Here is a 26,374-nt window from a genome sequence, read left to right on the forward strand (position 1 = left end):
GCTCGTTTGCCAGTAAAGCGCCCGCAGGTTGCGGGCGACGGAGCCCAGTCGGTTGATCAGACGCCATTTCTTCCTCATCGCGGCCGTCCTGGTCCTGGCCGTCATGGTGGTGGCGGGCGGGTTCAAGGTGCTTTCCAAGAAGCCCGGCGGCGAGGGCGGACCGCCCGGCGGGGGAGCCATGGCCCAGGGCAAGGGCGGCGGCGGGCCTGGCGGGATGGGCGGCCCCGGGGGGCGCCGTGGCGGCCCGATGACGATGGTTTCCGTCGCCGTGGTCCAGCCGCGGGTCTTCGAAGACACCATCGAAGTGCTGGGCGTCGCCAAGGGGCGCCAGTCGGTCACCCTGACCGCTGCGGCGACGCAGCTCGTGGACCGGGTGCGGTTCGCCGACGGCCAGCGGGTGGCCCGCGGCGCCGTACTGGTCGAGCTCAGGGACACCGAACAGAACGCCGGCGTGGCCCAGGCCGAAGCCCGGCTGGTCGAGGCCAAGCGGGCCTACGACCGCTACAAGACCCTGGGCGACCAGGGCTGGACCTCGAAGGCGCTGGTGGACCAGCGCGAGGCGACCTGGCGGGCGGCCCAGGCGGACGTGGCCGCCGCCAAGGCCCGTCAGAACGACCGGGTCATCCGCGCCCCCTTCGCCGGTGTGGTCGGCCTGTCGGACGTGGCGCCGGGCGCGCTGGTCAATCCCGGCGCGCCGATTGTGACCCTGGATGACACCTCGGTGATGCGGGTCGATTTCCAGGTGCCCGAGCGCTACCTGGGCCAACTCCGCGAGGGGCAGACGGTCCTCGCCACCGCCGACGCCTATCCCGGTGAGACCATCACCGGCCGCATCGCCAAGCTGGACACCCGGATCGACGAGCGCACCCGCGCCATCACCGCGCGCGCTGAGTTCGCCAACGGCTCGGGCAAGCTCAAGCCCGGCATGCTGATGCGCGTGGGCGTCTCGCGCGGCCAGCGTAGCAGCCCCAGCGCGCCGGAGTCGGCCGTCTCCGTGCAGGCCGACAACGCGTTCGTCTATGTGCTGACCGCGCGTGAAGGCCGCACCATGGCCATGCAGCGCCCCATCGTGACCGGCGTGCGCCAGCAGGGCTTCGTCGAGATCGTCGATGGCGTGCGGCCCGGCGAGCGACTGGTGGCGGATGGCCTGAACAAGATCCAGCCGGGCCAGCCCGTGCGCGTGGCGCGGGGCCCCGGAATGGACGCCGTGCCCGGCAAGGCCGGACCGAGGCCAGCGGGCGCCGCCCCCGGCGCCGCGCCGCAGGGACCGCGTCCGGCCGCGAGGCCCGCCGCATGATGCTCTCCGACATCTCGGTCCGGCGGCCGGTCTTCGCCGCGGTCGCGGCGATCATCCTGTGCGTCGTGGGTTTCGCCTCGTTTACGTCGCTGACGGTGCGCGAGCTGCCCAGCGTCGACCCGCCGGTCGTCAGCATTTCGACCAGCTATCGCGGCGCCTCGGCCGAAGTGATCGAGGAGCGGATCACCGAGGTGATCGAGCGCCAGATCGCCGGCATCGAAGGCATCGACCGGATCAACTCCGCGTCGCGCGACGGCTCGTCACGCATCAGCATCTCGTTCAAGCTGGACCGCAACCTGGACGCCGCCGCCAACGACGTGCGCGACGCGGTCAGCCGCGTCTCGGCCCAGCTTCCCGAACAGGCCGATCCGCCACAGATCCAAAAGGCGACGGCGGACTCGTCGCCGATCATGTTCCTGAACCTGACGTCGGCGACGATGGACCGTCTGGCGCTGTCGGACTACGCGCAGCGCTACCTCGTCGAGCGGCTGTCGACGGTTCCCGGCGTGGCCAATGTCGGCGTGGGCGGCGCCCAGTACTATTCGATGCGCATCTGGCTCAATCCCGACGCCATGGCGGCGCGCGGGATCACCGTCGAGGATGTCGAGACGGCCCTCAACAGCCAGAACGCCGAGCTGCCCGCCGGCTCTCTGGAGGCGCCCGCGAAGGACTTCACGATCCGTGTGGCCCGGAGCTACGCGACGCCCGAGCAGTTCGCCCGCATGCCCATCGTGCCGGCGCGCTCGGCAAGCCAGGCGCAGGGCTCAGCCGCCCTTGGCGGCGCGGCGGCCGGGGCCGGCGCGGCGCAGGGCGTGACCCGCGACGTGACCGGCGCGACCGCGGCGCAAGGCTACATCACCCGCCTGGGCGACATCGCCCGGGTGGAGGAGGGACCCGACGAGCTGCGCCGGCTGTTCCGCATGAACGGCCGCGACATGGTGGGCATTGCGGTCTTCCGGCAGAGCCTGGCCAACGATCTGGAGATTTCAGAAGGGATCCGCGCGGCGATCACGGAGATCAACACGACCCTGCCCAAGGGCACGAAGCTGGACGTCTCGGTGGACTATACCGAGTTCACGCGCCACGCGATCGACGAGGTGTGGATCACCATGGGCATCTCGCTGGCCCTGGTGGCCCTGGTGAACTTCGTATTCCTGGGCACGGCGCGGGCCGCGATCATTCCCACAATCGTCGCGCCGATCTGCATCCTGTCGACCTTCATCGTCCTGGCGCCGCTCGGATTCTCCATCAACCTGCTGACCCTGCTGGCGCTGGTGCTCGCGATCGGCCTGGTCGTCGACGACGCCATCGTGGTGGTCGAGAATATCCAGCGACGCATCGACGAGGGCGAACCGCCCATCGTGGCGGCCCAACGCGGGGCGCGGCAGGTGTTCTTCGCGGTGGTGGCGACGACCATCGTTCTGCTGTCGGTCTTCGCCCCGCTGATGTTCCTGCCCGGCTTCATCGGCCGGCTGTTCGTGGAGCTGGCGGTCGCCGTGGCCGCGGCGGTGGCGTTCTCGGCGCTGCTGGCCCTGTCGCTGTCGCCGATGCTGGCGTCGAAGCTGCTGCGGCCCGCGAAGGGCGAGGGCTTCGTCGCGCGAAACGTCGACGCGGCGATGCACAAGCTCAAGGCGTCGTACCACGCCTCGCTCGAGGCCCTGCTGGGTCGGCGCGGGGTCTCGATCGGCGCCTCGGCTCTCGTGGCGCTCCTGGCGGTCGCCGCCTTCGGCGTGTTCAGCGTGCTGCCGCGCGAACTCACGCCCGAGGAAGATCGCCGTCGCGCCATGGTGATGATCATGGGGCCGGAGGGCGCGGGCTTCGACTACACGCTGTCGGCCGCCAAGCAGGTCGAGGCCGTGCTGAACCGCTATGTGAAGGAGGGCACGCTCGAGCGCTACGTATTCTCGATGCCGCGGTTCGGGAACAACTCGTTCAACAGCGGCGGCGGCAACGCCATCCTCTCGGACGAGGCCAAGACCACGGCCCCGGAGGTCGCGGCCCGTCTGAACCGTGAACTCTCGTCGATCACCTCTGTGCGCGCGATCGTCGCGGCCGAGGGCGGCCTGCAGCGCGGCGGCCCGGGCGGCGGCGGGGGCGGGGGCGGCGGCACCAGCCTGTCGGTCATCGCCACCGGCACCGACTATCCCGAGATCGCCCGGTTCATGGCGCCGATCCTGGAGGCCGCCGGCCGCAATCCGGGCCTGGCGCGTCCCCGCCTGGACTACGAGCCGACCAGCCCGCGGGTGGTGGTCAATATCGACCGCGAGAAGGCCGCCTCGCTCGGCGTCTCCTCGCAGCAGGTGGGCCGGGCGCTCGAGACCATGTTCGGCTCACGGCGGGCCACGACCTACATCAAGAACGGCCAGGAGTACGACGTGCTTCTGCAGACCGACCGCGACAATCGCCAGACCGAGGCCGACCTGTCGCGGCTCTACGTCCGGACGTCATCGGGCGAGACCGTCCCGCTCTCGTCGGTGGTGACCACGCAGATCCGCGGCGACACGCCCGACCGGGCGCGGGTGGACCGACTGCGGTCGATCTCGCTGAACGCGCAGCTCAACCCCGGCTACTCCATGGGCGAGGCGATCCAGTTCTTCCGCGACGAGGCGGCCAAGCAGCCCGGGGCCATCCAGCTCAAGTGGGGCGGGGGCGCGCGCGACTATCTCGAGGCGTCCGGCTCGATCGGGCTGGCCTTCGCTATGGCGCTGCTGCTGGTGTTCCTGGTCCTGGCCGCGCAGTTCGAGAGCTGGATCCACCCGGCCGTGATCATGCTGACCGTGCCGGTGGCCGCCGTCGGCGGGCTGTTCGGCCTGCTGATCGCCGACTCCTCGATCAACACCTATAGCCAGATCGGCCTGATCATCCTGATCGGTATCGCGGCCAAGAACGGCATCCTGATCGTGGAATTCGCGAATCAGCTTCGCGACGAAGGGCTCAGCATCCGCGAGGCCGTGATCGAGAGCGCGAGCCTGCGCCTGCGTCCCATCATCATGACGTCGATCTCGGCGGCCGCGGGCGCGATCCCGCTGATCGTGTGGGGCGGCGCCGGCGGCGAGTCCCGCAAGACGATCGGCGTGACCATCTTCTTCGGGGCGATCTTCGCGACGCTGGTGACGCTGTTCGTGGTGCCAGTGTTCTACAACATGCTGGCGAAGTTCACGAAATCGCCGATGGCCACGGCGCGCCGCATCGAGGCGTTCGAGGACGCCGAGAAGGCTCGCGTCGCCAACGCCGCCGAATAGCGCGCCGCTTCGCCGGGGCCATTGTGACGCGAAGGCGCCCCATCCGACGGGCGCCAGGGAGCCTGGAGTAAAGGGGGGTGTCAGGTCCCTGGGCCCGGCAGGCGGCGGGGGGCGCCGCCCTTCGGATTAGGGTGCCGATCCAGACAGATGCTCTTCGTCGACATCCCGACAATGGGCTCAGTCGGGGTGCGCGTCAAGGTTGTCGCGCGACAATCTGTTGCGCCTCTTGCGCGAGCCGCCTACTTGCCCTTGTGCCCGGTCTCGACCATCAGGAACGCGATCAGATCGGTGCGATCCTTGGCGTCCTTCAGGCCGGCGAACGACATCTTGGTGCCGGGCAGGTACGTCTGGGGCTTCTCGAGCCACTGGCTGAGATGATCGGCGTCCCAGACGATGCCGGCGTTCTTCAGCGCATCCGAATAGTTGAACTCGCTGTTGGCCGCGGCCTTCTTGCCGAACACCCCGTGCAGGTTGGGGCCGGTCATGTTGGCGCCGCCGGGCGTGATGGTGTGGCACGACTGGCAGAGGGCGAACTTGGCCTTGCCGTTGGCGAGGTCGGCGGTGTTGTAGGGCGCCGGGTAGGTGGCGAGCAAGGCGGCCTTTTCCGCGTCGCTGGCGGGGGCCGCGCCAGAGGCGGCGCCCTTGTCCGCGGGCTGGCCGCAGGCGGCGACCAGGGTGGCGAGGGCAGTGGCGGCGAGGATCGGTCCCAGGCGCATAGTCGTCTCCGGCTGAAGTCGGCCGCAAGCTAGCCGGAAGCTTCGTCGATGCAAGCCGGCTCTAGCGTTTGCGCCGTCGTTCCCGCTGCACCGCTTCGTCCAGGGCCTGCAGGAAGCGCGAACGGTCGGCGCCGGCGAACGGCTTAGGCCCGCCGGTGATCTCGCCGGTCGAGCGGATGTGCTCCATGATCGAGCGCTGGGCCAGGGCCGAGCCGATGCTGTCGGCGGTGAACGGCCTCCCGTTGGGCGCGATGGCGGCGCCGCCGGCCTTCAGCACCCGGTCGGCCAGGGGGATGTCGTTGGTCACGCAAATGTCGCCGGGCTCGGTCTGTTCGGCGATCCAGTCGTCGGCCACGTCAGGGCCGGCGTCGACGATACGGCGTTCGATCAGCGGAGAGGTCGGGATCTGGATGAAGCTGTTCGAGACCACGAACACCTTCAGGCCGTAGCGGCCCGCCACCTTGTAGGTCTCGTCCTTCACCGGGCAGGCGTCGGCGTCGATGAAGATTCGCATGCGCGCCTAGTACACCGACCGCTCGGCCCGCGTCGCCTTCGTCGCCAGGCTGAAGCGCGGTTCGATGGGCGTCTTCGGCTCCAGCACATGAGCGGCCACGCGCAGGCCGACCGCCGGGCCGTGCTTGAAGCCGTGTCCGGAGCCGGCGCCCACCAGCCAGACGCGGTCGTGGCCGGGCAGGCGGTCCAGCAGGAAGTCGCCGTTCGAGCTGTTTTCATACTGGCAGACCCGCGCGTGGATCAGCGGCGCATCCGCCAGCCCCGGGAACCGGCGCGCCAGGTAGGCCTGCGCCCGCTCGACGCCAGAGGCCGTCACCTGTCGCGACTGGGTGTCGGGATCGACGACGGGACCATGCGGGTCGAAGGCGAGCTTGAAACCCTGGCCCTCCAGGTCGGGCATCCCGTAGACCAACTCGCCGCCATTGAAGTCGGCCCAGACGGGCAGGGCGGGGGGCGCAAAGCGCGTGTCCCCCGGCTGGGCGCCGAAGTGATAGACCTCCTGCCGCGTGGGCGTGATGCGTCCGCCCAGCACCTGCGGGAACAGCTTGGGCAGCCAGGGGCCGCACGCGTAGACGAGGGCGTTGGCCCTCAGGCCCGGCCCGACGGCATAGGCCCCGCCGGCGTCCCGCTCGGGCGGGCTGGCCTTCAGCACGCGCGCCTCGAGGCCCGCGTCCGCCAGCACCGCGCGCACCCCGCGCCCGGCGATCAGCGCGCCCGATTGCGCCTCCAGAAAGCCGGACTCGCCGTCGCGGAAGACCACCTGCGGATAAGCGGCGTGCAGGCCGGCCAGGTCGAACCGGGTGTGCTGGACCTTGTTGATCGTCAGCCAGTCCACGCTCTTGGCCATGTAGTCGTCGGTGGCCGGCGAGAACCACAGGACGCCGGTGCGGTGCAGGATCGGCTCGCGTCCGCGCGCCGACAGCTGGGCCCAGGCGGTCAGCGAGTCCCGCGCCATCGGCGAGTAGATCGGATCGGCGCCATAGCTCAGCCGGATCACCCGGCTCTCGCCGCCCGACGAGGCCCGCGCGTGCCCCGCGCCGTAGGCGTCCACGATGGCGACCGCGGCCCCGCGCTTCGCCAGATGCCAGGCCGTCCAGACCCCGAAAACGCCCGCCCCGATCACCGCGACGTCGTAGATGCCCGCCGTCCCCGCGCCCCGCCGCCGCGCCTGCGGCCCGGCCGCCGAGGCCGCGCCCGCCTGCGCCAGACCCGCGCCCGCCATCCCTGTCAGCGCCCCGCGCCGTGTCACCATGACGTCCTCCCGCAAGCACGATGGCCTGTTGCGGCGCGCCGCGTCCACCGTCTAAGGAGGGGCCAGAAGGCGCGCCGGATTAGCTCAGCTGGTAGAGCAGCGGTTTTGTAAACCGAAGGTCGCGGGTTCGAGTCCTGCATCCGGCACCATCGCCCCGTTCGCCAACGTGCGTCAGCGGCGCTCGGCGCGCTCGCGGAGCGGCGGTCTGGAGCGGTGTTCCATGAAGGCGGGGCGCGCCTCGCGGGATCTCGCAAGCGGACAGCCTCGCGAACGTGGTGGCCGCGATCCTGCGTTCGCCGGAAGCGCCGTGCGATGCCTCTTGCGTCGGCGCTTCGGGCGCCCGACGAGACCTGATGCATCTGACGGCGATCATTCTTGTGGGCGGGGGCTCGACGCGCATGGGCGCCGACAAGGCCGCGCTGGTCTGGAACGGGAGGCGCGCCGTGGACCGGATCGCCGAGGTTGCCCGGCGGGCCGGCGCGGAGCGGGTGCTGACGGCTGGGGCCGGTGACTACGGTTTCGGCCGGATCGACGATCCAGGGCCGGACGGCGGGCCCGTGGCGGGGATCGTCGCGGGGGTCGCCGCGGCGCGGGCCCTGGGGAGCGACCGTGTGCTCATCCTGGCCGTCGACGCGCCGACAGCGAGCGCGGAAGATCTTCGGCCGCTGGTCGCATCGTCGAGCCCGGGCGCGGCGTATGAAGACCTGAACTTGCCCCTCGTCATCGACGTCGCCTCGGCGCCGCAGGACGCGGGCCCGGGCTGGGCCGTCGCCCGGTTCATCCAGGCCGCGGGGCTGTCGCGCCTTGTCTGTCCGCCGGACGCCGCAGCCCGCCTGCGAGGCGCGAACACACCCGAAGAGCGCGACGGGTTGCTGGCCGCGCTGATCGAGTCCGAGTCTGATGAAGAAGGCGGCAGGGCGTGATCGATTTTGCGGCGATGGACGGGTGAGGCGGGGTACGGCGCCTGAATGATGGGCGTCCGCAGGGAAGTTCTCCCGTAGGGCAGCGGGGATGCGCGTCCTTGTCGTGGATCCTGACCCGGCCCGGGCGGCCTTGGTCGCGGAGGGACTCTCGGGAGTCGAGCCGCTCGAAGTCCGCCATGCGCTTCTGTTCCGCGAGGACGAGGCCGCCCTTTTCGCGCCTGATGTCATCGTCGTCGCCTCCGACAGCCCGGATCGCGACACCATCGAGAGCCTGCGGGAGGCCACCGCCGCCAATCCCCGCCCGGTGGTGATGTTCGTCGACCGCTCGGAGCCGGGCCTCGCCGAGCAGGCGGTGCTGGCGGGCGTCTCGGCCTATGTGGTGGACGGGCTCTCCAAGGCTCGGGTCCGCTCGGTGCTGGAGGTGGCCATGAGCCGCTTTCAGCTTATGAACGGGCTGCGCCAGGATCTGGAGAAAGCCAAGGCGGACCTGGCGTCGCGCAAGACCATCGAGCGGGCGAAGGCGCTCCTGATGAAGGAGCGCGGGCTGGAGGAGGAGGCGGCGTATCGCGTGCTCCGGAAGCTTTCTATGGACACCGGCCGGCCGCTGGGGGCGGTGGCCGCCGACCTCGTCGCCTTCGCTGGCGTGTTGAAAGGGAACGCGTCATGAGCGGCGAACGGCCTCTGCGCCTGGGCTTCATCGCGCTGAACGACGCCGCCGTCGTGATCGCGGCGAAGGAGAAGGGTTTCTTTGCCGACGAAGGGCTGGACGTAGAGCTTAGCCGCCAGGTCTCCTGGGCGACCGTGCGCGACAAGATGAGCGTCGGCGCGCTGGACGGCGCCCACATGCTGGCCCCGACAGCGCTGGCGATCAGCCTGGGCGCGGCGGGCGCCGAGCCGACGCCGCTGGTGGCGCCTCTTGCCCTCAATCTCAACGGTCCCGCCATCACCGTGGCCTCGCGCATCGCCGCGGCGATCGGGCCCGGGAGCACCGCCGATGGCCTCGCCCGGCTGGTGGCGCGGCGTCGCGAGGAGGGGGCCAGCCCGATCACACTGGCCGTGGTCTTCCCGTTTTCGGTCCACAACTATCTGCTGCGCGACTGGCTGGCCCGGGCCGGCATCGATCCCGATCGCGACGTGCGCCTGACGATCGCCCCGCCGTCGCGCATGACCGAGTTGTTGGTGGGCGGGATCGTCGAGGGCTTCTGCGTCACCGAGCCATGGGACACCGCCGCCGTGGCGGCCGGAGCGGGGGTGATCGCCGTCCGTGGCTCGCAGTTCTGGCCCCGGACGCCCGACAAGGTGTTCGCAGTCACCGAGAGCTGGGCCGCGAAGCGCCCCGACGAGTTGCAGGCCCTGCTGCGCGCGATGCTGCGGGCGGGCGCGTGGGCCGACGAGGCGGCGAACCGCGCCGAACTGGCGGCCCTCTTGGCGCAGCCGCACTATGTCGGGGCCGACGCCGCGGTGATCGAGACCTCGCTGGAGGACATGGTCTTTCACGCCGATGGCGCCAGCGCCCCGCAGCCTACACATGCGGGCTGGTTGCTCAGCCAGATGATGCGCTGGGCCCACATCCCCGCCGAAGTGGATATCGAGGCGGTGGCGCGTCGCGTCTACCGGCCGGACCTGCACGCGATTGCGGCCGAGGCCCTCGGGCTGCCGACGACACCTCTGCTGGAGGTGCTCGAAGGCTTTGCCGAGAAGGCTTCGTTCCGGCTGCCGACCGCGCAGGACCACGCGGTGAACGCCCGGTTGAGCCGGAATCCCGAGGGCTGAGCGCTCCAGATCGTCCACATATTGTGCGTTGCAGCACGTTTGGGCGCCCAGGCGCTGAGCATTTCGCCAAGCTAGCAATGCTTTCCAGTCCTTTCCCGCACTTGGCGTGTTGCGGCGCGGCGCGGGCCGTGTCGACCTGGGGACGACATCGCGGGACAACGAAGTTCCGCGACGGCCACTGACAGGCCGACGGCGCAGCGACTGCGCCGACTTGCACGGACACCGGCGTCCGCCTGGGGCTCACAGCCCCGGCGGGCGCTTTTTTTTTTGGCCTCGGGGGATGAGCCATGACGACAATTAGACGGGCGCTGGCGGCCGGCGCGGCGAGCGCGGCGTTGGCCTGGACGACGGGGGCGGCCGCTCAGGCGCCGCTGGAGGCGCCACAGGTCACGGCGCCGGCGGACGATGGCCTGGGTGACACGCCGGCCGCTGAAGCGGCCGTGCCCGAGCCCGAAGCTGTCGAGCCGCCTGCGCCGCCGACCCCGCCCGCCACGATCAGCGACACGATCGCCGCCGGCAAACTGCTGTTCGGGGTCCGAGGACGCTACGAGTTCGTGGACCAGAAGCGCACTGGGGTGCTTACCGAGACAGGCAGGTCGGCGACCGTGCGGACCAACCTCGGGTGGGAGACCGGCGATTGGCATGGCCTGCGTGGTCTCGTCGAGTTCGAGGACGTCCGCCAGGTCGGGCCGGAGCATTTCCAGGTCCAGGTCCCTGGCGCAGCGACGCCGCCCCTGAACGGCGCGGCCAAGACCCGCTACCCGATCATCAACGATCCTGACGTCACCGAGCTCAACCGACTGCAACTCTCCTGGACGCCCAATGCGGCGGTGTCCGCGACCGTGGGCCGGCAGCGCATCCTGGTGGATGACCAGCGCTTCATCGGCAACGTGGGCTGGCGGCAGGACGAGCAGACTTTCGACGCGGTCCGCCTGGATCTGACGCAGGGGCGCTTCAAGCTCTTCTATGCCTACGTCAGCCACGTGAACCGCATCCTGGGCGAGCTGCGCGACTGGGACAGCGACAGCCACCTGGCCCAGCTTACCTGGTCGCCGGCCGAGCAACTCCGGTTGCAGGGCTTCGTCTATGCGCTGGACTTCGGAAATTCGGCGGCGAACTCTTCGATCACCAAGGGGGTGAAGGCGTCCGGGAAGACCTGGGTTGGCCTCTACCAGCTGGCCTACAACGCCACCTACGCCCACCAGGCGGACTACAACGGCAACACGCCCGACTACAGCCTCGACTACTGGGGCGCGGACCTCGCCGGAACCTTCGACATCTACACAGCGAAGGTCTCGTACGAGTCTCTGGAGGGCGACGGAACCCGTGGCTTCACGACCCCTCTCGCCACAGTCCACGCCTTCCAGGGGTGGTCGGACGCCTTTGTCCAGCCGCTGGGCGGCAACAAGGGCTTCGTCGATGGCCTGCGTGACCTGAACTTCGCGCTGAACGTGAAGCCCCGCTGGAAGTGGACCTATTTGTTCAACGTCGACGTCCTGGTCCGCTACCACGACTTCGATAGCGAGCGAACCGGAGCGGACCTCGGCCGCGAGTGGAACGCCCAGGTCCAGGCGACGATCAATCCCAAGCTCTCAGCGGCGATCAAGTACGCCGACTTCGAACGCAAAGCGCGCGTGCCGATAGGCGTCGCCCCGCCGCCGCCGTCCCGGACCAAGGTCTGGTTCACCCTCGAATACAAGCTCTGACGGAAGGCCTCTCCATGACCTCCAAGACTCTCTCTCCGACCCGTCGCCAGGCGCTTGCAGGCGCGGCGGCCACCCTCGCGGCCGCCAAGGCCCTCTTGCCTTCGGGCGCCTTTGCCGCGGGGCCAGGCCCGGAGGTCGCCAAGGCGCGGCTGGGCTTCATCGCGCTCACCGACGCCTCGCCGCTCATCATCGCCAAGGAGCGCGGGTTCTTCGCCAAATACGGCATGCCCGACGTCGAGGTGCTGAAGCAGGCCTCCTGGGGCGGAACGCGCGACAACCTGGTGCTGGGGTCGGGCGGAGGCGGTATCGACGGCGCCCACATCCTGTCGCCGATGCCCTACCAGTTCACCGCAGGGGTCAACACCGGCGGCAAGCTGGTGCCGATGAACATCCTGGCGCGGCTCAACACCAACGGTCAGGGGATCAGCGTCGGCAACGACCTCAAGGCCGTGAAAGTCGGGCTGAACAGCGCCGGGGCGAAGGCGAAGTTCGCCCAGCTGAAGGCGGCGGGGAACACCGCGAAGGTCGCGATGACCTTCCGGGGCGGCACGCACGACCTGTGGGTCCGCTACTGGCTGGCGGCGGGGGGCATCAACCCGGATACGGACGTCTCCACCATCGTAATCCCGCCGCCCCAGATGGTGGCCAACATGAAGGCCGGGACCCAGGACGCGTTCTGCGTCGGGGAGCCGTGGAACGCCCAGCTGATCAACCAGAAGGTCGGCTACACGGCGTGCCTCACCTCCGAGATCTGGATGAACCACCCCGAGAAGTGCCTCGGCGTCCGCGCCGACTGGGTGGCGAAGTATCCGCGTGCGGCCCAGGCCCTGACCATGGCGGTCATGGAAGCCCAGATGTGGTGCGACAAGCAGGCCAACCGTCCGGCCATGTGCTCGGTGGTGTCGGGCCGGCAGTACATCAACGTGCCCATGGGCGACATCCTGCCCCGGCTGCAGGGCACGGTGGACTTCGGCGACGGCCGCGCCGTGAAGGGCTCGCCGCATATCATGAAGTTCTGGGCGGACAACGCCTCCTTCCCGTTCAAGTCCCATGACCTCTGGTTCGTCACCGAGAACGTCCGGTGGGGGGTGCTGCCCCAGTCGACCAACAAGATGGCCCTGGTGAACAAGGTGAACCGGTCGGACATCTGGCGCGCGTCGGCCAAGGCGCTGGGCGTCGCCGCGCCGGCTTCCGACAGCCGCGGCCCGGAACGGTTCTTCGACGGCAAGGTGTTCGATCCGGCCAATCCCGCCGCCTACCTCGCCAGCCAGCCCATCAAGAAGCTCGCCTAGGAGGACGCCCGTGAGCCTGCCCGCCTTTTCCGAAGACGCCGGTCCGGCGTCCGCGCCGGTTCCGAAGCCCGCCGAGGTGCTGCCCATGCCTCGGAGACCGGGCCGGTTTGCGACCCGGTCGCTTGCCCTCCTGCGCGGCGTCGCCGGCCAGGTGCTGCCGCCCGTCGTCACCCTGGCGGTGATCCTGCTGCTCTGGCAGGGCCTGTCCGGCGACGCGGCGGGTGGGCTGCCGGCGCCGGCGACGATCTGGCTGGAGTCGCGTGAGCTGATCGTCGATCCGTTCTTCGACCGCGGCGGAGTGGACAAGGGGCTGTTCTGGCACGCCCTCACCAGCCTGCAGCGGGTCGCCGTCGGGTTCAGTCTCTCGGCGATCGTGGGCGTCGCGCTGGGCGTGCTGGTTGGCTCCAGCCGTCTCGCGCATCGCAGCCTGGACCCCATCTTCCAGGTGCTCCGGACGGTGCCGCCGCTGGCCTGGTTGCCGATCTCGCTGGCGGCCCTGCACGAGGCCAATCCGTCGGCGCTTTTCGTGATCTTCATCACCGCCATCTGGCCGATCGTGATCAACACGGCGGTGGGCGTGCGCAATATCCCGCAGGACTACGTCAATGTGGGCCGGGTGCTCCGCCTGTCGCCGCCGGAGTACTTCCTCACCATCCTGCTGCCAGCGGCCACGCCCTACATCTTCACCGGCCTGCGCATCGGGGTGGGGATGAGCTGGCTGGCCATCGTCGCCTCGGAGATGCTCCTGGGCGGGGTGGGCGTCGGCTTCTTCATCTGGGACCAGTACAACGCGTCCCGCATCTCCGACATCGTCGTGGCCCTGGTGTGGCTCGGCCTGGTGGGCTTCGGCCTGGACCGGCTGGTCGCGCTGGCGGGCCGCATCGTCTCCCGCGGCGCGTCCGCGAGCTAGGGGTCCGTCATGAGCAGCAGAGCCTATCTCTCCATCGAGAATGTCGGCGTGACCTTCAACGCCGGCGAGCGCGAGACCGAAGTGCTGAAGGGGGTGGACCTCGCCGTCGACCAGGGCGAGTTCATCTCGATCATCGGCCACTCCGGCTGCGGCAAGTCTACGCTCCTGAACGTGGTGGCCGGCCTGCTGCCGGTCACGCGCGGGGCGGTGATCCTGGACAAGCAGGCGGTGGATGGCCCGGGCCCCGACCGGGCGGTGGTGTTCCAGAACCATTCCCTGCTGCCGTGGCTGACGGTCTACGAGAACGTCCGCCTGGCCGTCGACAAGGTGTTCCGCGGCAAGCGCACCCGCGCCGAGCGCCACGACTTGACCCTGCACAATCTGGCCCTGGTTCAGATGATCCACGCCAAGGACAAGAAGCCCCATGAGATTTCGGGCGGCATGAAGCAGCGTGTAGGTCTGGCCCGGGCCCTGGCCATGGAGCCAAAGGTGCTGCTCCTGGACGAGCCGTTCGGGGCCCTGGACGCGCTGACCCGCGCCAACTTGCAGGACAGCGTCATGGAGATCCACGCCAAGCTGGGCAACACGGTGCTGATGATCACCCACGACGTGGACGAGGCCGTGCTGCTGTCCGATCGGATCGTGATGATGACCAACGGACCTTCGGCAGAGATCGGGGAAATCGCCCAGGTGGGCCTGTCACGCCCACGGCGGCGGATCGAGGTGGACACTTCGCCCGCCTACATCGCCGCCCGCCACGCCGTGATCGAGTTCCTATACGCCCGTCACGCCAGCCTGCGGGCGGCGGCCTAGCCTAATTTCCAGGCGCCGGCCCCATCGCAGGCGCCTGGATTTTGCACTGCCGCGAAATGCGTCACCCACCCGAGCTGTGGGAGCGTGACGCCCGGGGGCGGGCGCCCCCAGATGTTCCCAAGGCCCAGGACAACGGCGTTCGCGGCTACCGGATCGGCTCGATGACGAGCCTTCCCACCCGTCCCGGCGACGCCGCCTGTCCAATCCATATCCAGGGCCCATTCCCGATGGTCAGCCGTTCATTCTTCAAGTCCGGGCACACGCCCACGCTGTTGTCGGCGTTCCTCTATTTCGACCTCAGCTTCATGACCTGGGTGCTCCTCGGCCCATTGGGCGTGGCGATCGCCAAGGACTTCGGCCTGACGCCGGCGCAGAAGGGCTTCATGGTCGCGGTGCCCGTCCTGTCGGGCGCCATCCTGCGGCTTGGCGCGGGCCTCCTGGTCGACCACATCGGGCCCAAGAAGACCGGCCTGATCGGTCAGCTCATCGTATTGCTGGGGCTGGCGGTGGCCTGGTTCCTGGGCGTGCACAGCTATCATCAGGTGCTGGCGCTGGGCGTGGTGTTGGGCGTGGCCGGCGCCTCCTTCGCCGTCGCCCTGCCACTGGCCTCGCGCTGGTATCCGCCCGAGCACCAGGGCCTGGCGCTGGGCATCGCAGGCGCGGGCAACTCGGGGACGGCGCTGGCCGCCCTGTTCGCGCCGGGCCTGGCGCAGGTCTTCGGCTGGCAGAACGTGATCGGCCTGGCCGCCCTGCCGCTGGCCATCGCCTTCGTCGTCTATCTCGTGTTCGCGAAGGACGCGCCGAACCGGCCGCCGCCTAAGTCGTTCGCCGAGTACATGAGCGTGCTCAAGACCCGCGACGCCTGGTGGCTGATGGGCCTCTACAGCGTGACGTTCGGCGGCTTCGTCGGCCTCTCGTCCTCGCTGACCATCTACTTCAATTCCGAGTACGGCATGCCCGCGGTGCAGGCGGGCTTCTTCACCGCCGCCTGCGTCTTCGCCGGCTCGTTCCTGCGGCCGGTGGGCGGCGGGCTGGCCGACCGCTTCGGCGGCGTGCGCACCCTCTCGGTGGTCTATGTCCTGGCCGCCCTGGGCCTGGCGCTGGCCAGCTTCCAGCAGTCCAGCCCTTGGCTGGCCCTGGCCCTGATCATGTTCGCCATGATGGCCCTCGGAGCCGGGAACGGGGCGGTGTTCCAGCTGGCGCCCCAGCGGTTCGGCAAGGAGATCGGCGTGGTCACCGGTTTGGTGGGCATGACCGGCGGCATCGGCGGCTTCTATCTGGCCTCCAGTCTCGGCTGGGCCAAGCAGGTCACCGGTTCGTACCAGATCGGCTTGCTGGCCTTCGCCGCCCTGGCCCTGTTGGCGCTCGCGGGCCTCGCCGGGGTCAAGGCGCGGTGGCGGAGAACCTGGCCCGAGTTGGCCGGCGCGGCCCTTCGGCTCTGAGGGGGACGCCATGACCAGGGAAAGACTTGTCGTCATCGGCAACGGCATGGCCGGCTGTCGGGCGGTGCAGGAAGTGCTGAAGCGCGACCCGGGCCGCTACGAGATCACCATCTTCGGCGCCGAGCCGCGGGTGAACTACGACCGGATCATGCTGTCGCCGGTGCTGGCGGGCGAGAAGTCCTTCGCCGACATCGTCATCAACGACGAGGCCTGGTACGCCGACAACGGCATCGCCCTCAACGCCGGCTGCAAGGTCGAGGCGATCGATCGGATCGCGCAGGTCGTCCGTGTGGATGACGGCCGCGACGTCCCCTACGACCGGCTGATCCTGGCCACGGGCTCGGATCCCATCCGCCTGCCGCTCCCGGGCTTGGATCTGGCTGGCGTGGTCACCTTCCGCGACCTGGACGACGTCGAGGCCATGATGGCGGCGTCGGCGCAACCCGGCCGACGGGCTGTGGTGATCGGCGGCGGGCTCCTCGGGATCGAGGCGGCCTACGGGCTCGCCCGCCGCGGCATGGCCGCCACGGTTGTCCATCTGATGGATGTGCTGATGGAGCGCCAGCTCGACGCCTCGGCCGGCTTCTTGCTGACCGAAGCGATGCGCGCGCGCGGCGTCGAAACCGTGCTGGAAGCACAGTCCGATGAGATCCTTGGCAAAGACGGTCGCGTCACCGGTCTGAGGTTGAAGGATGGTCGGGTGCTGCCCTGCGACCTACTGGTCATGTCGGTCGGCATTCGGCCGAGCACGGCGCTCGCCAAGGCTGCTGGCCTCGCTGTCGAGCGGGGCGTAGTCGTTGACGACCAGATGCGCACCTCCGACCCTCACATCTTCGCGGTCGGCGAGTGCGTGGAGCATCGGGGCCAGTGCTACGGTCTGGTCGCGCCGATCTGGGATATGTGCCGCACCTTGGGCGAGACCCTCACAGCCGGCTCGGGAACCTACCAGGGCTCAGTGCTGTCGACGCGTCTCAAGGTGTCCGGCGTGGACGTCTTCTCGGCGGGCAAGTTCGGCGGCGGGGAGGGGTGCGAGGACATCGTGTTCCGGGACGCGGGCCGCGGGGTCTACAAGCGCATCGTGCTGGAGGGCGGCAAGGTCGCCGGCGCGGTGCTGTTTGGCGACGCCTCGGACGGTGGTTGGTACTTCGACCTGATGAAATCCGGCGAGGACGTCGGCGCCTTCCGCGAAACCCTTGTGTTCGGCCAGGCCGCCACGGAGGGCCTTCGGGGGCTGGACCCTAGCGCGGCCGTTGCGGCGATGACGGACACCACCGAGGTGTGCGGCTGCAACGGCGTCTGCAAGGGCGAGATCGTCCGGGCCATCACAGACGAGGGCCTCGACACGCTGGAGGCTGTCCGAGCGGTCACCAAGGCCTCCGCATCGTGCGGGACCTGCACGCCCCTGGTGGAGAAGCTGCTGAAGCTGAGCCTGGGCGACGCCTTCCAGGCGCAGACGGGGCCGAAGCCGGTCTGCGGCTGCACCCACCGGGGGCACGACGAGGTGCGGCGCCGGATCGTCTCCGAGGAGCTGAAGTCGATCCCGGCGATCATGCAGGCCCTGGAATGGACCACCCCCGACGGCTGCTCCGCCTGCCGCCCGGCGCTGAACTACTATCTGGTCTGCGCCTGGCCCGGCGACTATCGCGACGACAAGCAGTCACGGTTCATCAACGAGCGGGTGCACGCCAACATCCAGAAGGACGGCACCTATTCCGTCGTCCCGCGCATGTGGGGCGGGCTGACCTCTTCCGACGAACTGCGCGCCATCGCCGACGTCGTGGACAAGTTCGACATCCCGACCGTGAAGGTGACCGGCGGCCAGCGCATCGACCTGCTGGGTGTGAAGAAGGACGACCTGCCCGCCGTGTGGGCCGACCTCAACAAGGCCGGCATGGTCTCGGGCCACGCCTACGCCAAGGGCCTGCGCACGGTGAAGACCTGCGTCGGTACGGACTGGTGCCGGTTCGGGACCCAGGACTCGACGGGGCTCGGCGTCCGGCTCGAGAAGTTCATGTGGGGCTCATGGGCGCCGGCCAAGGTGAAGCTGGCGGTGTCCGGCTGTCCCCGCAACTGCGCCGAGGCCACCTGCAAGGACATCGGCGTGATCTGCGTCGACAGCGGCTACGAGATCCACGTGGGCGGCGCCGCCGGCCTGCACATCAAGGGGACCGAGATTCTCACCAAGGTCGCCACCGAGGACGAGGCGGTCTGGACGATCTGCGCGGTCATGCAGTTCTACCGCGAGAACGCCTGGTACCTCGAGCGGATCTACAAGTGGATGGACCGCGTCGGCCTGGCCGCCATCAAGGCCCAGGTGGAGGATCCCGAGGCCCGCCGCGCGCTCTACGACCGCTTCTCCTATTCGCAGCGCTTCTTCCGCATCGACCCGTGGGCCGAGCGTGTGGCCGGCCGCGACTCCCACGAATTCAACCCGCTCAGCCGTCGCATGGAGTTCGAACCCGCATGAACGCGCTGGTGAAGGATCCCATCCTCTGGACCGACGTGGGGGCGGTCACCGACGTGCCGCTGCGCGGGTCGCGGCGCGTGCCGACGGCGGACGGCGACATCGCGATCTTCCGCACCGGCGATGGCAAGGTCTTCGCGCTGCGCGACCGCTGCCCGCACAAGGGCGGACCGCTCAGCGAGGGTATCGTCCACGGCCACGCCGTGACTTGTCCGCTGCACAACTGGTCGATCGAGCTGGCAACCGGGGAGGCCATGGGCGCCGATCGGGGAAAGGGCTGTGCGCCGGTCGTGCCGCTAGAGGTCCGCGAGGGCCGCTTGTTCCTCGGGCGGATCTGAGCCGATGAGCATCCGCACCGCATGCCCGTACTGCGGCGTGGGTTGCGGCGTGCGGGCCACGCCCGATGGCCGGTCGCTGACGGTCGAGGGCGACGCCGACCACCCCGCCAACCTCGGCCGACTCTGTTCCAAGGGCAGCGCCCTGGGGTCTACGGTGGGGCTAGAAGGCCGGCTGCTGCACCCGATGATCGGCGCACGGCGGGCGTCATGGAACGAGGCCATCGCCCGGGTCGCGGGCCGGTTCTCCGAGACCATCGCGCGCCACGGCCCGGACTCGGTCGCGTTCTACGTCTCGGGCCAGCTGCTGACCGAGGACTACTACGCGGCCAACAAGCTGATGAAAGGCTTCATCGGCTCGGGGAACATCGACACCAATTCGCGGCTCTGCATGGCCTCGGCGGTAATCGCTCACAAGCTGGCCTTCGGCGCCGACCTGGTGCCCGGCTGTTACGAGGACCTGGAACTCGCAGACCTGGTGGTCTTTTCGGGCCACAACGCCGCCTGGACCCATCCCGTGCTGTTCCGGCGGATGGAGGCGGCCCGCGCCCGTGGCCAGCGTCACGTGGTGATCGATCCCCGGCGCACCGACACCGCCGAGGCCGCGGACCTGCATCTGGCGCTGGCGCCGCAGACCGACCTGCGGCTCTGGAACGGCCTGCTGGCGGACCTGATGCGCCGAGGCGCCGTTGATCGCGCCTACATCGCCGCCCACGTGGCGGGCTTCGCGGACGTGGAGGCCGAACTGGCCCGCGCCGACCAGTCGCCCCAGGCCGTCGCCGCCGACTGCGGCGTGCCTCTGGCCGACCTGGAAACCTTCTTCCGCATGTTCGCCGAGACGCCCCGGACGGTCAGCCTGTTCTCAATGGGCGCGAACCAGTCGGCCCAGGGCGTGGCCAAGGGCTCGGCGATCCTCAACGTCCACCTCGCCACCGGCCGGATCGGCAAGCCCGGCGCCTGCCCGTTCTCGATCACCGGCCAGCCCAACGCTATGGGCGGGCGCGAGACCGGCGGCATGGCGACGACCCTCGCCGGCCACATGGATTTCGACGAAGCGGCCCGGGCCCGGGTCGGCCGCTTCTGGGGCGCGCCGCGTGTGGCTCCAGCACCGGGCCTGAAGGCGGTCGACATGTTCGACGCCGTGGCCGACGGGCGGATCAAGGCGATCTGGATCATGGCCACCAACCCGGCGGTGAGCCTGCCCGACGCCTCGCGGGTGCGCGCGGCCCTGGAGGCCTGTCCTTTCGTGGTGGTGTCCGACTGCGTGGCCGACACGGACACCCTGGCCTTCGCTCATGTGAAGCTGCCGGCTCTGGCCTGGGGCGAGAAGGACGGCACGGTCACCAATTCCGAGCGAAGGATCAGCCGCCAACGGCCGCTGTTCGCACCGCCGGGCGAAGCCCGCGCCGACTGGCGGATCATCGCCGATGTCGCCACGGCCATGGGCTTCGGCGACGGCTTCGGTTGGCGCAACCCGGGCCAGGTGTTCCGCGAGTGGGCCCGCCTTTCGGCCTACGAGAACACGGGCCGGGTCCTGAATCTGGGCCCGATGGCCGGGATGTCGCCCGAGGCCTATGAGGCGCTTGAGCCGGTCCAATGGCCGGTGACCGCCGCGGGCGGGACCCCGCGCCTCTTCACCGACGGGCGCTTCCAGACCGCTGACGGCCGCGCCCGCATGGTCCCAGTCGCCGCGCGAGGTCCAGCTCAGCCCGCCACCGCGGCCTTCCCCCTGTCGCTCAACACCGGCCGGGTCCGTGACCACTGGCACACCATGACCCGGACCGCCCTGGCCCCGGAGCTCTGCCGCCACGCGCCGGAGCCCTACGTCGAGATGCACCCAGCCGACGCCGGTCCGCTGGGCATCGCCGACGGTGCGCTTGCTCGCGTACAGACCGCCCAGGGCGAAGCGGTGGCTCTTGCCAGGATCAGCGACCGCCAGCGGCGCGGCTCGATCTTCATGCCTATGCACTGGACGGAAGCTCTCGCTCCGGCCGGCCGGTCGAACCCCCTGGTGGCGGCCGAGGTCGATCCACGCTCGGGCCAGCCCGAGTTCAAGCACACCCCGGCGCGGGTGCGGGCCTATCGCGAGACCTGGCGGGGGTTCTTCCTGGCCCGCGACGCCTGGCGGGCGCCGAGTGGCCTGGACCTCGTCTGGCGCCGCATCCCGCACGCAGCCTGCCAGCTCCACGAGTTCGCCGGCCGGGGCGACGAGCGCGAACGGGCGGCCCTGCACAGGGCGTTGGCCGGCAAGCCGGGCGGCGATGTCTTGCGCTTCGAGGACCCCGGGGCCGGCAGCCTGCGCGAGGCCTGGCTGGCCGGCGAGCGGCTGGACCGGGTGATCTTCTTCACCGCCGCCGGGGCCCTGCCGCCGCGCGACTGGCTGGCCGAGCTGTTCGCGGCCGAGAGCCTCGCCGCCGCCGATCGTGCGGCCCTCCTGATCGGCCGCCAGCCGGGAACGCCGTCGGACACCAGCGCCATCGTCTGCGCCTGCCGCGGTGTGCGCGCAAGACGCATCGAGACCGCCATTGGCGAGGGTTGCGCCACGCTCGACGCTGTCGCCGAAGCTACGGGGGCGGGGGCCAACTGCGGCTCCTGCCGCCCCGAGATCGCGCGCATGATCGGCGCGGCCAGGGGAGAGGTCCGTCATGCCGCATGAGGTCAAGCTGGGCCGGGTCCGCCTGGTGGGGGCGGGGCCAGGCGCCGCCGACCTGCTCACGGTGCGCGCGCTCCGCGCCATCGAGGGCGCCCAGGCATTGCTCTACGACGCCCTGGTCTCGGAAGAGGTGTTGGCGCTCGCGCCGACGGCCTGCCTCAAGATCCAGACCGGCAAGCGCGCAGGCCGCACCAGCATGAGCCAGGACACCATCAACCGGCTCATGCTCCGCCTGGCTCGTCGGGGTCTCGAAGTCGTGCGGCTCAAGGGTGGCGACCCATCGGTCTTCGGACGGGTGGGCGAGGAGGCGGCCTATCTGCATGGCCGCGGCGTGGAGACCGAGGTGGTTCCGGGGGTTACGGCGGCCAGCGCGGCTGCCGCCCAGTTCGGCTTTCCGCTGACCCATCGCGGCGCGGCACGGCGGCTCTTGATCGCCACGGCGACCACCGAGGATAGCGGCCTCACCGAGGGCGGCTGGGCCGCCGCGGCCGACCCGCAAACGACACTCGCTCTTTACATGGGCCGCGACCGTCTGGCGGCGGCCGCCCAGAGACTCATCGGGCAGGGTCGCTCGCCGGCGACGCCGGCCCTGGCGGTGGAGAACGCAGGTCGACCGGACGCCCGCGCGATCCCGGGCGTGCTGGGCGACCTGGGCCCGGCGCTCGCAGACGCACAGCCAAGGGGACCTGTCGTCTTGATCGTGGGAGAGGTCACCGCCCAAGCAAGTTTCGCGTCGCGGCCCGCGACGTCCGCGCAACCGCAAAAACTCGCCGAACTCATCCCGCTAGCGCACTAGGGGCTTTGCGCGAGTCCTGCATCACACCCGCCGCGGGGCGCAAATGAGCCTCCCTGAACTCTCATTCCTGTTTGGTCGGCCTCGCCGCGGCCCGGCCGCCGTCGCGGGCGCCGGCTTTGCATCGGGTGGCTGGCAAGTCGGGGATGCGTGCCGGGACGGGACGCCGCGTTCCCGGCGGCCTGGCGGGTGCGGGGGTGCAAGCCAGGCGTCCGACGCTCGGGGGGGCGTTGGCCCAGGCGGTCCGGCCGGTGGCGCGTAAGGGTCACAAGGCTGCCGACCGGACCGCCTGAGGCGCGGGTCTTCAGCGGGCGCCGCGCCGCCGCTGATGCTGCTGGGCCAGGTAGGCCGCGATGACGCCGGTGGCCACGAGGCCGATCAGCAGCGTCGACACCGCATTGATCTTGGGATCCACCCCCAGCCGCACCTGGCTGTAGAGCCGCATGGGCAGGGTGGTGGCGCCGGGGCCGGAGGCGAAGCTGGCGATCACGAGGTCGTCCAGCGAGAGCGTGAAGGCCAGCATCCAGGCCGCGGCCACGGCCGGGGCGATGCCGGGGAGCGTGACCAGGGCGAAGGCCTTCCATGGCGGGCATCCGAGGTCCTGGGCGGCTTCTTCCAGGCTGCGGTCGAAGCTGGCGAGGCGGGCCTGGATGACCACGGTGGCGTAGGCCAGCGTGAGCGTCGCGTGGCTGAGGGTCACGGTCCAGAACCCGCGCGGCAGGCCGACCGAGACGAACAGCAGGAGCAGCGAGAGCCCCAGGATCACCTCGGGCATCACCAGGGTCGCATAGATGCCGCCGGCCAGCACGGTGCGCCCGCGGAAGCGGCCGGCCCGGACCAGCGCGACGGCGGCGAAGGCGGCGACGACGGTGGCCAGCGTGGCTGAGAGCGCGCCGACCCGCAGCGTCACCCAGATGGCGTCCAGCATCTGGGCGTCCTGGAAGAGGGCGACGTACCAGCGCGTGGAGAAGCCGCCCCAGACCGTGACCAGCCGGCTCGCGTTGAACGAATAGACCACCAGGATGACGATGGGGGCGTAGAGGAACGCGAGGCCCACGACCACCGAGGCGATGTTGAACGCCGACGGTCCCTTTCTCATCGCAGCACCTTGGCCTGTTGCCGCTCGAACAGCAGGATCGGGATGGTGAGGGTCGCCAGCAGCACGATGGCCACGGCCGAGGCGGCCGGCCAGTCGCGGTTGGCGAAGAACTCGGTCCAGATGACCTTGCCCAGCATGAGGGTGTCAGAGCCCCCCAGCAGGTCGGGGATCACGAACTCGCCGGCCATGGGAATGAAGCAGAGCAGGGCGCCGGCCGCCGCGCCCGGTAGGGAGATCGGGAACGTCACGCGCCAGAAGGCGCTGATCGGCGTGGCCCCCAGATCCTGCGCCGCCTCGATCAGGGTCTCGTCCTGGCGGTCCAGGACCGCGTAGAGCGGCAGCACCATGAAGGGCAGGTAGGCGTAGACCAGACCCAGCAGGACGGCGGTCTCGGTGTTGAGAATGTCGACGGCGGGCAGGCCCAGCTTGGCGAGGACCACATTCAGGAGGCCGGCGGGCTTCAGGATGGCGATCCAGGCGTAGATGCGGATCAGGAAGCTGGTCCAGAACGGCAGGATGACGGCCATCACCAGCGCCTGGCGCAGGCGCGGCGGGCAGCGGCTGATGCCGTAGGCGATGGGATAGCCGATCAGCAGCAGGATCAGCGTGCCGGTGGCCGCCAGCCGCAGGCTGGACAGGTAGGCGTCGAGGTAGAGGCGATCCTGGGTGAGGCGCGCGTAGGTCTCGCCGTCGAGCCCGGCCAGGAACGCCTGGACGCCCGCCAGGCCCTGGCTCCAGTCGATGCGCGGCGCGTAGGGCGGCATCGCCAGCGCGGCGTCCGACAGCGAGAGCTTGGCCACCAGCAGGAACGGGAAGGCGAAGAAGATCGCCAGCCATAGAAAGGGAAGGATGGCGGCGAGGGCGGATCGCTCGCGTCTCACCGGGTGAGCACCACGGCGCTGGAGGTGGCGAAGGTGAGCCAGACGGGGTCGTCGCAGCCCAGCGGCCGGTCGGTGGCCCGTGTGGCGTTGGCGCGCGCGGCGCGCAGGGTGCGGCCGGGCGCGATCTCGACCAGGTAGGTGGTCCAGTCGCCGAGATAGCCGTAGTCGAGGATGCGGCCGGCCAGCGTGTTGACGCCCTGCTGCGGCGGCTCGGCGTGGACCGCGATCTTCTCGGGCCGCACGGCGACCCAGGCGGTCTCGCCGACCGGTCCCGTCCCCTCGGCCTCGAAGGTTCCGTCCCCGGAGACGAGGCGCACGACGCCATTCTCGGACGCCGCCACGCGGCCTTCAAAGAGGTTGATGTCGCCGATGAAGCCCGCGACGTAACGGTCGGCCGGCGCCTCGTAGACCTCGGCTGGGCGACCCACCTGGACGATCCGGCCCTCGCGCATCACCGCGATCCGGTCGGCGACGACCATCGCCTCATCCTGGTCGTGGGTGACGATCATGAAGGTCATGCCCAGGGTCTGCTGCAGGGCCATGAGTTCGAACTGGGTCTCCTCCCGCAGTTTCTTGTCGAGCGCCGCCATGGGCTCGTCCAGCAGCAGGATGCGCGGGCGCGGCGCCAGGGCGCGGGCCAGGGCCACCCGCTGCCGCTGGCCGCCCGAGAGTTGGTCGATGCGGCGCTTGCCCATGCCGTCGAGCCGGACGAGAGACAGCATCTCCTCGACGCGCGGCGCGATCTCGTCCCGGGCCATCTTCTGCTGCTTCAGGCCGAAGGCGATGTTCTGGGCGACCGAGAGGTGCGGGAAGAGCGCATAGGCCTGGAACATCATGTGGACCGGCCGCCGGTGGGGCGGATCAGCCTGGATGTCACGGTCGGCCAGCAGAATACGGCCGGCGTCGGGCTGTTCGAACCCGGCCAGCATCCGCATCAAGGTGGTCTTGCCGCAGCCCGAGGGGCCGAGGAGGGCGAAGAATTCGCGCTCGTAGATCGAGACACTGACGTCATCGACCGCCGTCGTGTCGCCGAACGTCTTGGAGACGCCGTCGAACCGCACCAGCGGCCGCGCCTGCGGGTCGGCCCAGGGCGCGAACGTCTCGCGGATGCCCCCGATCTGTGGCCGGGGGCTCTGCGGGCGCCCGCTCACCGTCCCGTCAGCACCCGGGTCCACTGGCGGTTCACGTCGCGCAGCAGATCCTGGCCCTTGGTGGTGGTCACGAAGAGGCGCTTGGACACCTCGGGCGTCAGGTAGACGTTCGGATCGTTGCGCAGATCGGCGTCCACCAGCGACGTCGCCGCCGCGTTGGGGTTGGCATAGCGGGTGGCGTTCGACGCCTTGGCGATGATCTCGGGCCGCAGCATGAAGGCCATGAAGGCGTGGGCGGCGGGGGCGTTCGGCGCGTCCTTGGGGATCGCGAAGACGTCGAACCACACCTGGCTGCCCTCCTTGGGCACGGCGTAGGCGATGTTCACGCCGTTCTTCGCGTCGGCGGCGCGATCCTTGGCCTGCAGCACATCGCCCGAGTAGCCGATAGCGACGCAGATATCCCCGTTGGCGAGCGCGTCGATATACTCGGACGAGTGGAACTTCTTCACGTACGGCCGCGCCTTCAGCATCAGCGCCGTTGCGGCGTTGTAGTCTTCGACCTTCGTCGAATTCGGGTCCTTGCCCAGGTAGTTGAGGGCGACGGCGTACATGTCCTCGGACGCATCGAGGAAGTACACGCCACAGTCCTTCAGCTTGGCCAGCACGGCGGGATCGAACACCACCGCCCAACTGTCGACCTTCATGTCGCCCAGGCGCTGGCGCACCTTGTCGGCGTTGTAGCCGATGCCGATGGTGCCCTGCATGTAGGGGACGACGTACTTCCCGCCCGCGTCGAACGGTTCCATGTGCGCCCGCATCTCGGGCGACAGCTTGTCGAGCCCAGGCAGCTTGCTCTTGTCCAGCGGCTGGATCGCCCCGGCCGTGATGTAGCGGGGCACGTTGTGGTTGGACGGAACCACGAGGTCGTAGCCGGTGCCGCCCTGCAGCACCTTGGTCTCGAGCACCTCATTGGAATCGAAGGTGTCGTAGGTGACCTTGATCCCGGTCTCCTTGGTGAACTGGGTAAGCAGCTCAGGGTCGATGTAGTCGGACCAGTTGTAGATCCTGAGCGTGCCGCCCTCGGCCGACGCCTTCTCCGCCTTCGGGCTGCAGGCGGCCACCGCCAGCACCACGCCCAGCCCAAGGGCCTTCCACCATCCCGCCATACCGGAATCCCCA

20 protein-coding genes, 1 tRNA gene and 1 pseudogene are annotated in these 26,374 nt (G+C 69.9%); 15 read left to right on the forward strand and 7 right to left on the reverse strand.

Features of this window, described 5'->3' with window-relative positions; genetic code table 11:
* Positions 1–52: 52 nt before the first annotated feature.
* Together EPN98_RS22650 and EPN98_RS22655 are read left to right on the forward strand one after the other, a co-directional pair.
* Complete coding sequence (locus EPN98_RS22650) at positions 53–1,297, forward strand: efflux RND transporter periplasmic adaptor subunit (protein ID WP_293365208.1); 1,245 nt, start codon at positions 53–55, stop codon at positions 1,295–1,297.
* On the forward strand, positions 1,297–4,539 hold the full coding sequence (locus tag EPN98_RS22655) for an efflux RND transporter permease subunit (protein ID WP_293365241.1): 3,243 nt from the start codon (positions 1,297–1,299) through the stop codon (positions 4,537–4,539). The genes EPN98_RS22650 and EPN98_RS22655 overlap by 1 nt, the downstream gene beginning before the upstream one ends.
* Positions 4,540–4,778: 239 nt before the next feature.
* On the opposite strand, the gene EPN98_RS22660 is transcribed toward EPN98_RS22655, so the two are convergent.
* The 3 genes from EPN98_RS22660 to EPN98_RS22670 all read right to left on the reverse strand — a co-directional run bounded on the left by EPN98_RS22660 (position 4,779) and on the right by EPN98_RS22670 (position 7,020).
* Positions 4,779–5,255, reverse strand: a complete 477-nt coding sequence (locus tag EPN98_RS22660) for a cytochrome c family protein (protein WP_293365209.1) — start codon at positions 5,253–5,255, stop codon at positions 4,779–4,781.
* Positions 5,256–5,316: 61 nt separating this feature from the next.
* Positions 5,317–5,769, reverse strand: coding sequence for a YaiI/YqxD family protein (locus tag EPN98_RS22665; protein ID WP_293365210.1), 453 nt, complete (start codon positions 5,767–5,769; stop codon positions 5,317–5,319).
* Between the two features lie 6 nt (positions 5,770–5,775).
* The gene (locus EPN98_RS22670; RefSeq protein WP_293365211.1) at positions 5,776–7,020 is read right to left on the reverse strand and encodes an FAD-dependent oxidoreductase; all 1,245 of its coding nucleotides are present in this window, start codon (positions 7,018–7,020) and stop codon (positions 5,776–5,778) included.
* 73 nt (positions 7,021–7,093) lie between these two features.
* On the opposite strand from EPN98_RS22670, the gene EPN98_RS22675 reads away from it, so the two are divergent.
* The 13 genes and pseudogenes from EPN98_RS22675 to cobA all read left to right on the forward strand — a co-directional run bounded on the left by EPN98_RS22675 (position 7,094) and on the right by cobA (position 22,127).
* Positions 7,094–7,169 (forward strand) — tRNA-Thr (locus tag EPN98_RS22675).
* Positions 7,170–7,295: 126 nt separating this feature from the next.
* Entirely contained in the window at positions 7,296–7,943 is a 648-nt protein-coding gene (locus tag EPN98_RS22680; protein ID WP_366558517.1) for an NTP transferase domain-containing protein, read from the forward strand.
* A gap of 88 nt (positions 7,944–8,031) precedes the next feature.
* Complete coding sequence (locus EPN98_RS22685) at positions 8,032–8,610, forward strand: ANTAR domain-containing protein (RefSeq protein WP_293365212.1); 579 nt, start codon at positions 8,032–8,034, stop codon at positions 8,608–8,610.
* Complete coding sequence (locus EPN98_RS22690) at positions 8,607–9,716, forward strand: CmpA/NrtA family ABC transporter substrate-binding protein (protein WP_293365213.1); 1,110 nt, start codon at positions 8,607–8,609, stop codon at positions 9,714–9,716. The genes EPN98_RS22685 and EPN98_RS22690 overlap by 4 nt, the downstream gene beginning before the upstream one ends.
* A 287-nt stretch (positions 9,717–10,003) precedes the next feature.
* A complete protein-coding gene (locus tag EPN98_RS22695; RefSeq protein WP_293365214.1) occupies positions 10,004–11,422 on the forward strand; it encodes an alginate export family protein in 1,419 nt (472 codons plus the stop codon).
* Positions 11,423–11,436: 14 nt separating this feature from the next.
* Entirely contained in the window at positions 11,437–12,714 is a 1,278-nt protein-coding gene (locus EPN98_RS22700; RefSeq protein ID WP_293365215.1) for a CmpA/NrtA family ABC transporter substrate-binding protein, read from the forward strand.
* A gap of 154 nt (positions 12,715–12,868) precedes the next feature.
* Positions 12,869–13,624, forward strand: a pseudogene (gene ntrB, locus EPN98_RS22705) (nitrate ABC transporter permease); the annotation flags it as partial.
* A 9-nt stretch (positions 13,625–13,633) separates the two neighbouring features.
* On the forward strand, positions 13,634–14,437 hold the full coding sequence (locus EPN98_RS22710) for an ABC transporter ATP-binding protein (RefSeq protein ID WP_293365216.1): 804 nt from the start codon (positions 13,634–13,636) through the stop codon (positions 14,435–14,437).
* A gap of 227 nt (positions 14,438–14,664) precedes the next feature.
* Positions 14,665–15,879 carry a nitrate/nitrite transporter gene (locus EPN98_RS22715; protein ID WP_293365243.1) on the forward strand — a complete coding sequence of 405 codons (1,215 nt, stop codon included), beginning with the start codon at positions 14,665–14,667 and terminating at the stop codon, positions 15,877–15,879.
* Positions 15,880–15,889: 10 nt separating this feature from the next.
* Complete coding sequence (gene nirB / locus EPN98_RS22720) at positions 15,890–18,346, forward strand: nitrite reductase large subunit NirB (protein WP_293365217.1); 2,457 nt, start codon at positions 15,890–15,892, stop codon at positions 18,344–18,346.
* A complete protein-coding gene (gene nirD, locus EPN98_RS22725) occupies positions 18,343–18,681 on the forward strand; it encodes a nitrite reductase small subunit NirD (protein ID WP_293365218.1) in 339 nt (112 codons plus the stop codon). The genes nirB and nirD overlap by 4 nt, the downstream gene beginning before the upstream one ends.
* Before the next feature lie 4 nt (positions 18,682–18,685).
* Positions 18,686–21,334, forward strand: coding sequence for a nitrate reductase (locus EPN98_RS22730; protein ID WP_293365219.1), 2,649 nt, complete (start codon positions 18,686–18,688; stop codon positions 21,332–21,334).
* Entirely contained in the window at positions 21,324–22,127 is an 804-nt protein-coding gene (gene cobA, locus EPN98_RS22735) for a uroporphyrinogen-III C-methyltransferase (protein ID WP_293365220.1), read from the forward strand. Before EPN98_RS22730 ends, cobA begins: the two co-directional genes overlap by 11 nt.
* A gap of 301 nt (positions 22,128–22,428) precedes the next feature.
* Here the strand turns inward: cobA and EPN98_RS22740 are convergent, their stop codons facing one another.
* Genes EPN98_RS22740 through EPN98_RS22755 form a run of 4 tightly spaced genes read right to left on the reverse strand, consistent with a single transcriptional unit; the run spans position 22,429 to position 26,361 of the window.
* A complete protein-coding gene (locus EPN98_RS22740; protein WP_293365221.1) occupies positions 22,429–23,223 on the reverse strand; it encodes an ABC transporter permease subunit in 795 nt (264 codons plus the stop codon).
* Positions 23,220–24,104, reverse strand: a complete 885-nt coding sequence (locus tag EPN98_RS22745) for an ABC transporter permease subunit (protein WP_293365222.1) — start codon at positions 24,102–24,104, stop codon at positions 23,220–23,222. The genes EPN98_RS22740 and EPN98_RS22745 overlap by 4 nt, the downstream gene beginning before the upstream one ends.
* A complete protein-coding gene (locus EPN98_RS22750) occupies positions 24,101–25,255 on the reverse strand; it encodes an ABC transporter ATP-binding protein (RefSeq protein WP_366558518.1) in 1,155 nt (384 codons plus the stop codon). The genes EPN98_RS22745 and EPN98_RS22750 overlap by 4 nt, the downstream gene beginning before the upstream one ends.
* Complete coding sequence (locus tag EPN98_RS22755) at positions 25,252–26,361, reverse strand: polyamine ABC transporter substrate-binding protein (RefSeq protein ID WP_293365223.1); 1,110 nt, start codon at positions 26,359–26,361, stop codon at positions 25,252–25,254. Before EPN98_RS22755 ends, EPN98_RS22750 begins: the two co-directional genes overlap by 4 nt.
* Between the last annotated feature and the right edge of the window lie 13 nt (positions 26,362–26,374).

The organism is Phenylobacterium sp. (assembly GCF_004299445.1).
Taxonomy (GTDB): domain Bacteria; phylum Pseudomonadota; class Alphaproteobacteria; order Caulobacterales; family Caulobacteraceae; genus Phenylobacterium.

What these genes read in the sequence shown, in the direction of transcription:
- EPN98_RS22655 (WP_293365241.1), top strand. Translation starts at nt 1,297, where the DNA reads ATGCTCTCCGACATCTCGGTCCGGCGGCCGGTCTTCGCCGCGGTCGCG.
- EPN98_RS22660 (WP_293365209.1), bottom strand. Translation starts at nt 5,255, where the DNA reads ATGCGCCTGGGACCGATCCTCGCCGCCACTGCCCTCGCCACCCTGGTC.
- EPN98_RS22665 (WP_293365210.1), bottom strand. Translation starts at nt 5,769, where the DNA reads ATGCGAATCTTCATCGACGCCGACGCCTGCCCGGTGAAGGACGAGACC.
- EPN98_RS22670 (WP_293365211.1), bottom strand. Translation starts at nt 7,020, where the DNA reads ATGGTGACACGGCGCGGGGCGCTGACAGGGATGGCGGGCGCGGGTCTG.
- EPN98_RS22685 (WP_293365212.1), top strand. Translation starts at nt 8,032, where the DNA reads ATGCGCGTCCTTGTCGTGGATCCTGACCCGGCCCGGGCGGCCTTGGTC.
- EPN98_RS22690 (WP_293365213.1), top strand. Translation starts at nt 8,607, where the DNA reads ATGAGCGGCGAACGGCCTCTGCGCCTGGGCTTCATCGCGCTGAACGAC.
- EPN98_RS22695 (WP_293365214.1), top strand. Translation starts at nt 10,004, where the DNA reads ATGACGACAATTAGACGGGCGCTGGCGGCCGGCGCGGCGAGCGCGGCG.
- EPN98_RS22700 (WP_293365215.1), top strand. Translation starts at nt 11,437, where the DNA reads ATGACCTCCAAGACTCTCTCTCCGACCCGTCGCCAGGCGCTTGCAGGC.
- EPN98_RS22710 (WP_293365216.1), top strand. Translation starts at nt 13,634, where the DNA reads ATGAGCAGCAGAGCCTATCTCTCCATCGAGAATGTCGGCGTGACCTTC.
- EPN98_RS22715 (WP_293365243.1), top strand. Translation starts at nt 14,665, where the DNA reads ATGGTCAGCCGTTCATTCTTCAAGTCCGGGCACACGCCCACGCTGTTG.
- nirB (WP_293365217.1), top strand. Translation starts at nt 15,890, where the DNA reads ATGACCAGGGAAAGACTTGTCGTCATCGGCAACGGCATGGCCGGCTGT.
- nirD (WP_293365218.1), top strand. Translation starts at nt 18,343, where the DNA reads ATGAACGCGCTGGTGAAGGATCCCATCCTCTGGACCGACGTGGGGGCG.
- EPN98_RS22730 (WP_293365219.1), top strand. Translation starts at nt 18,686, where the DNA reads ATGAGCATCCGCACCGCATGCCCGTACTGCGGCGTGGGTTGCGGCGTG.
- cobA (WP_293365220.1), top strand. Translation starts at nt 21,324, where the DNA reads ATGCCGCATGAGGTCAAGCTGGGCCGGGTCCGCCTGGTGGGGGCGGGG.
- EPN98_RS22740 (WP_293365221.1), bottom strand. Translation starts at nt 23,223, where the DNA reads ATGAGAAAGGGACCGTCGGCGTTCAACATCGCCTCGGTGGTCGTGGGC.
- EPN98_RS22755 (WP_293365223.1), bottom strand. Translation starts at nt 26,361, where the DNA reads ATGGCGGGATGGTGGAAGGCCCTTGGGCTGGGCGTGGTGCTGGCGGTG.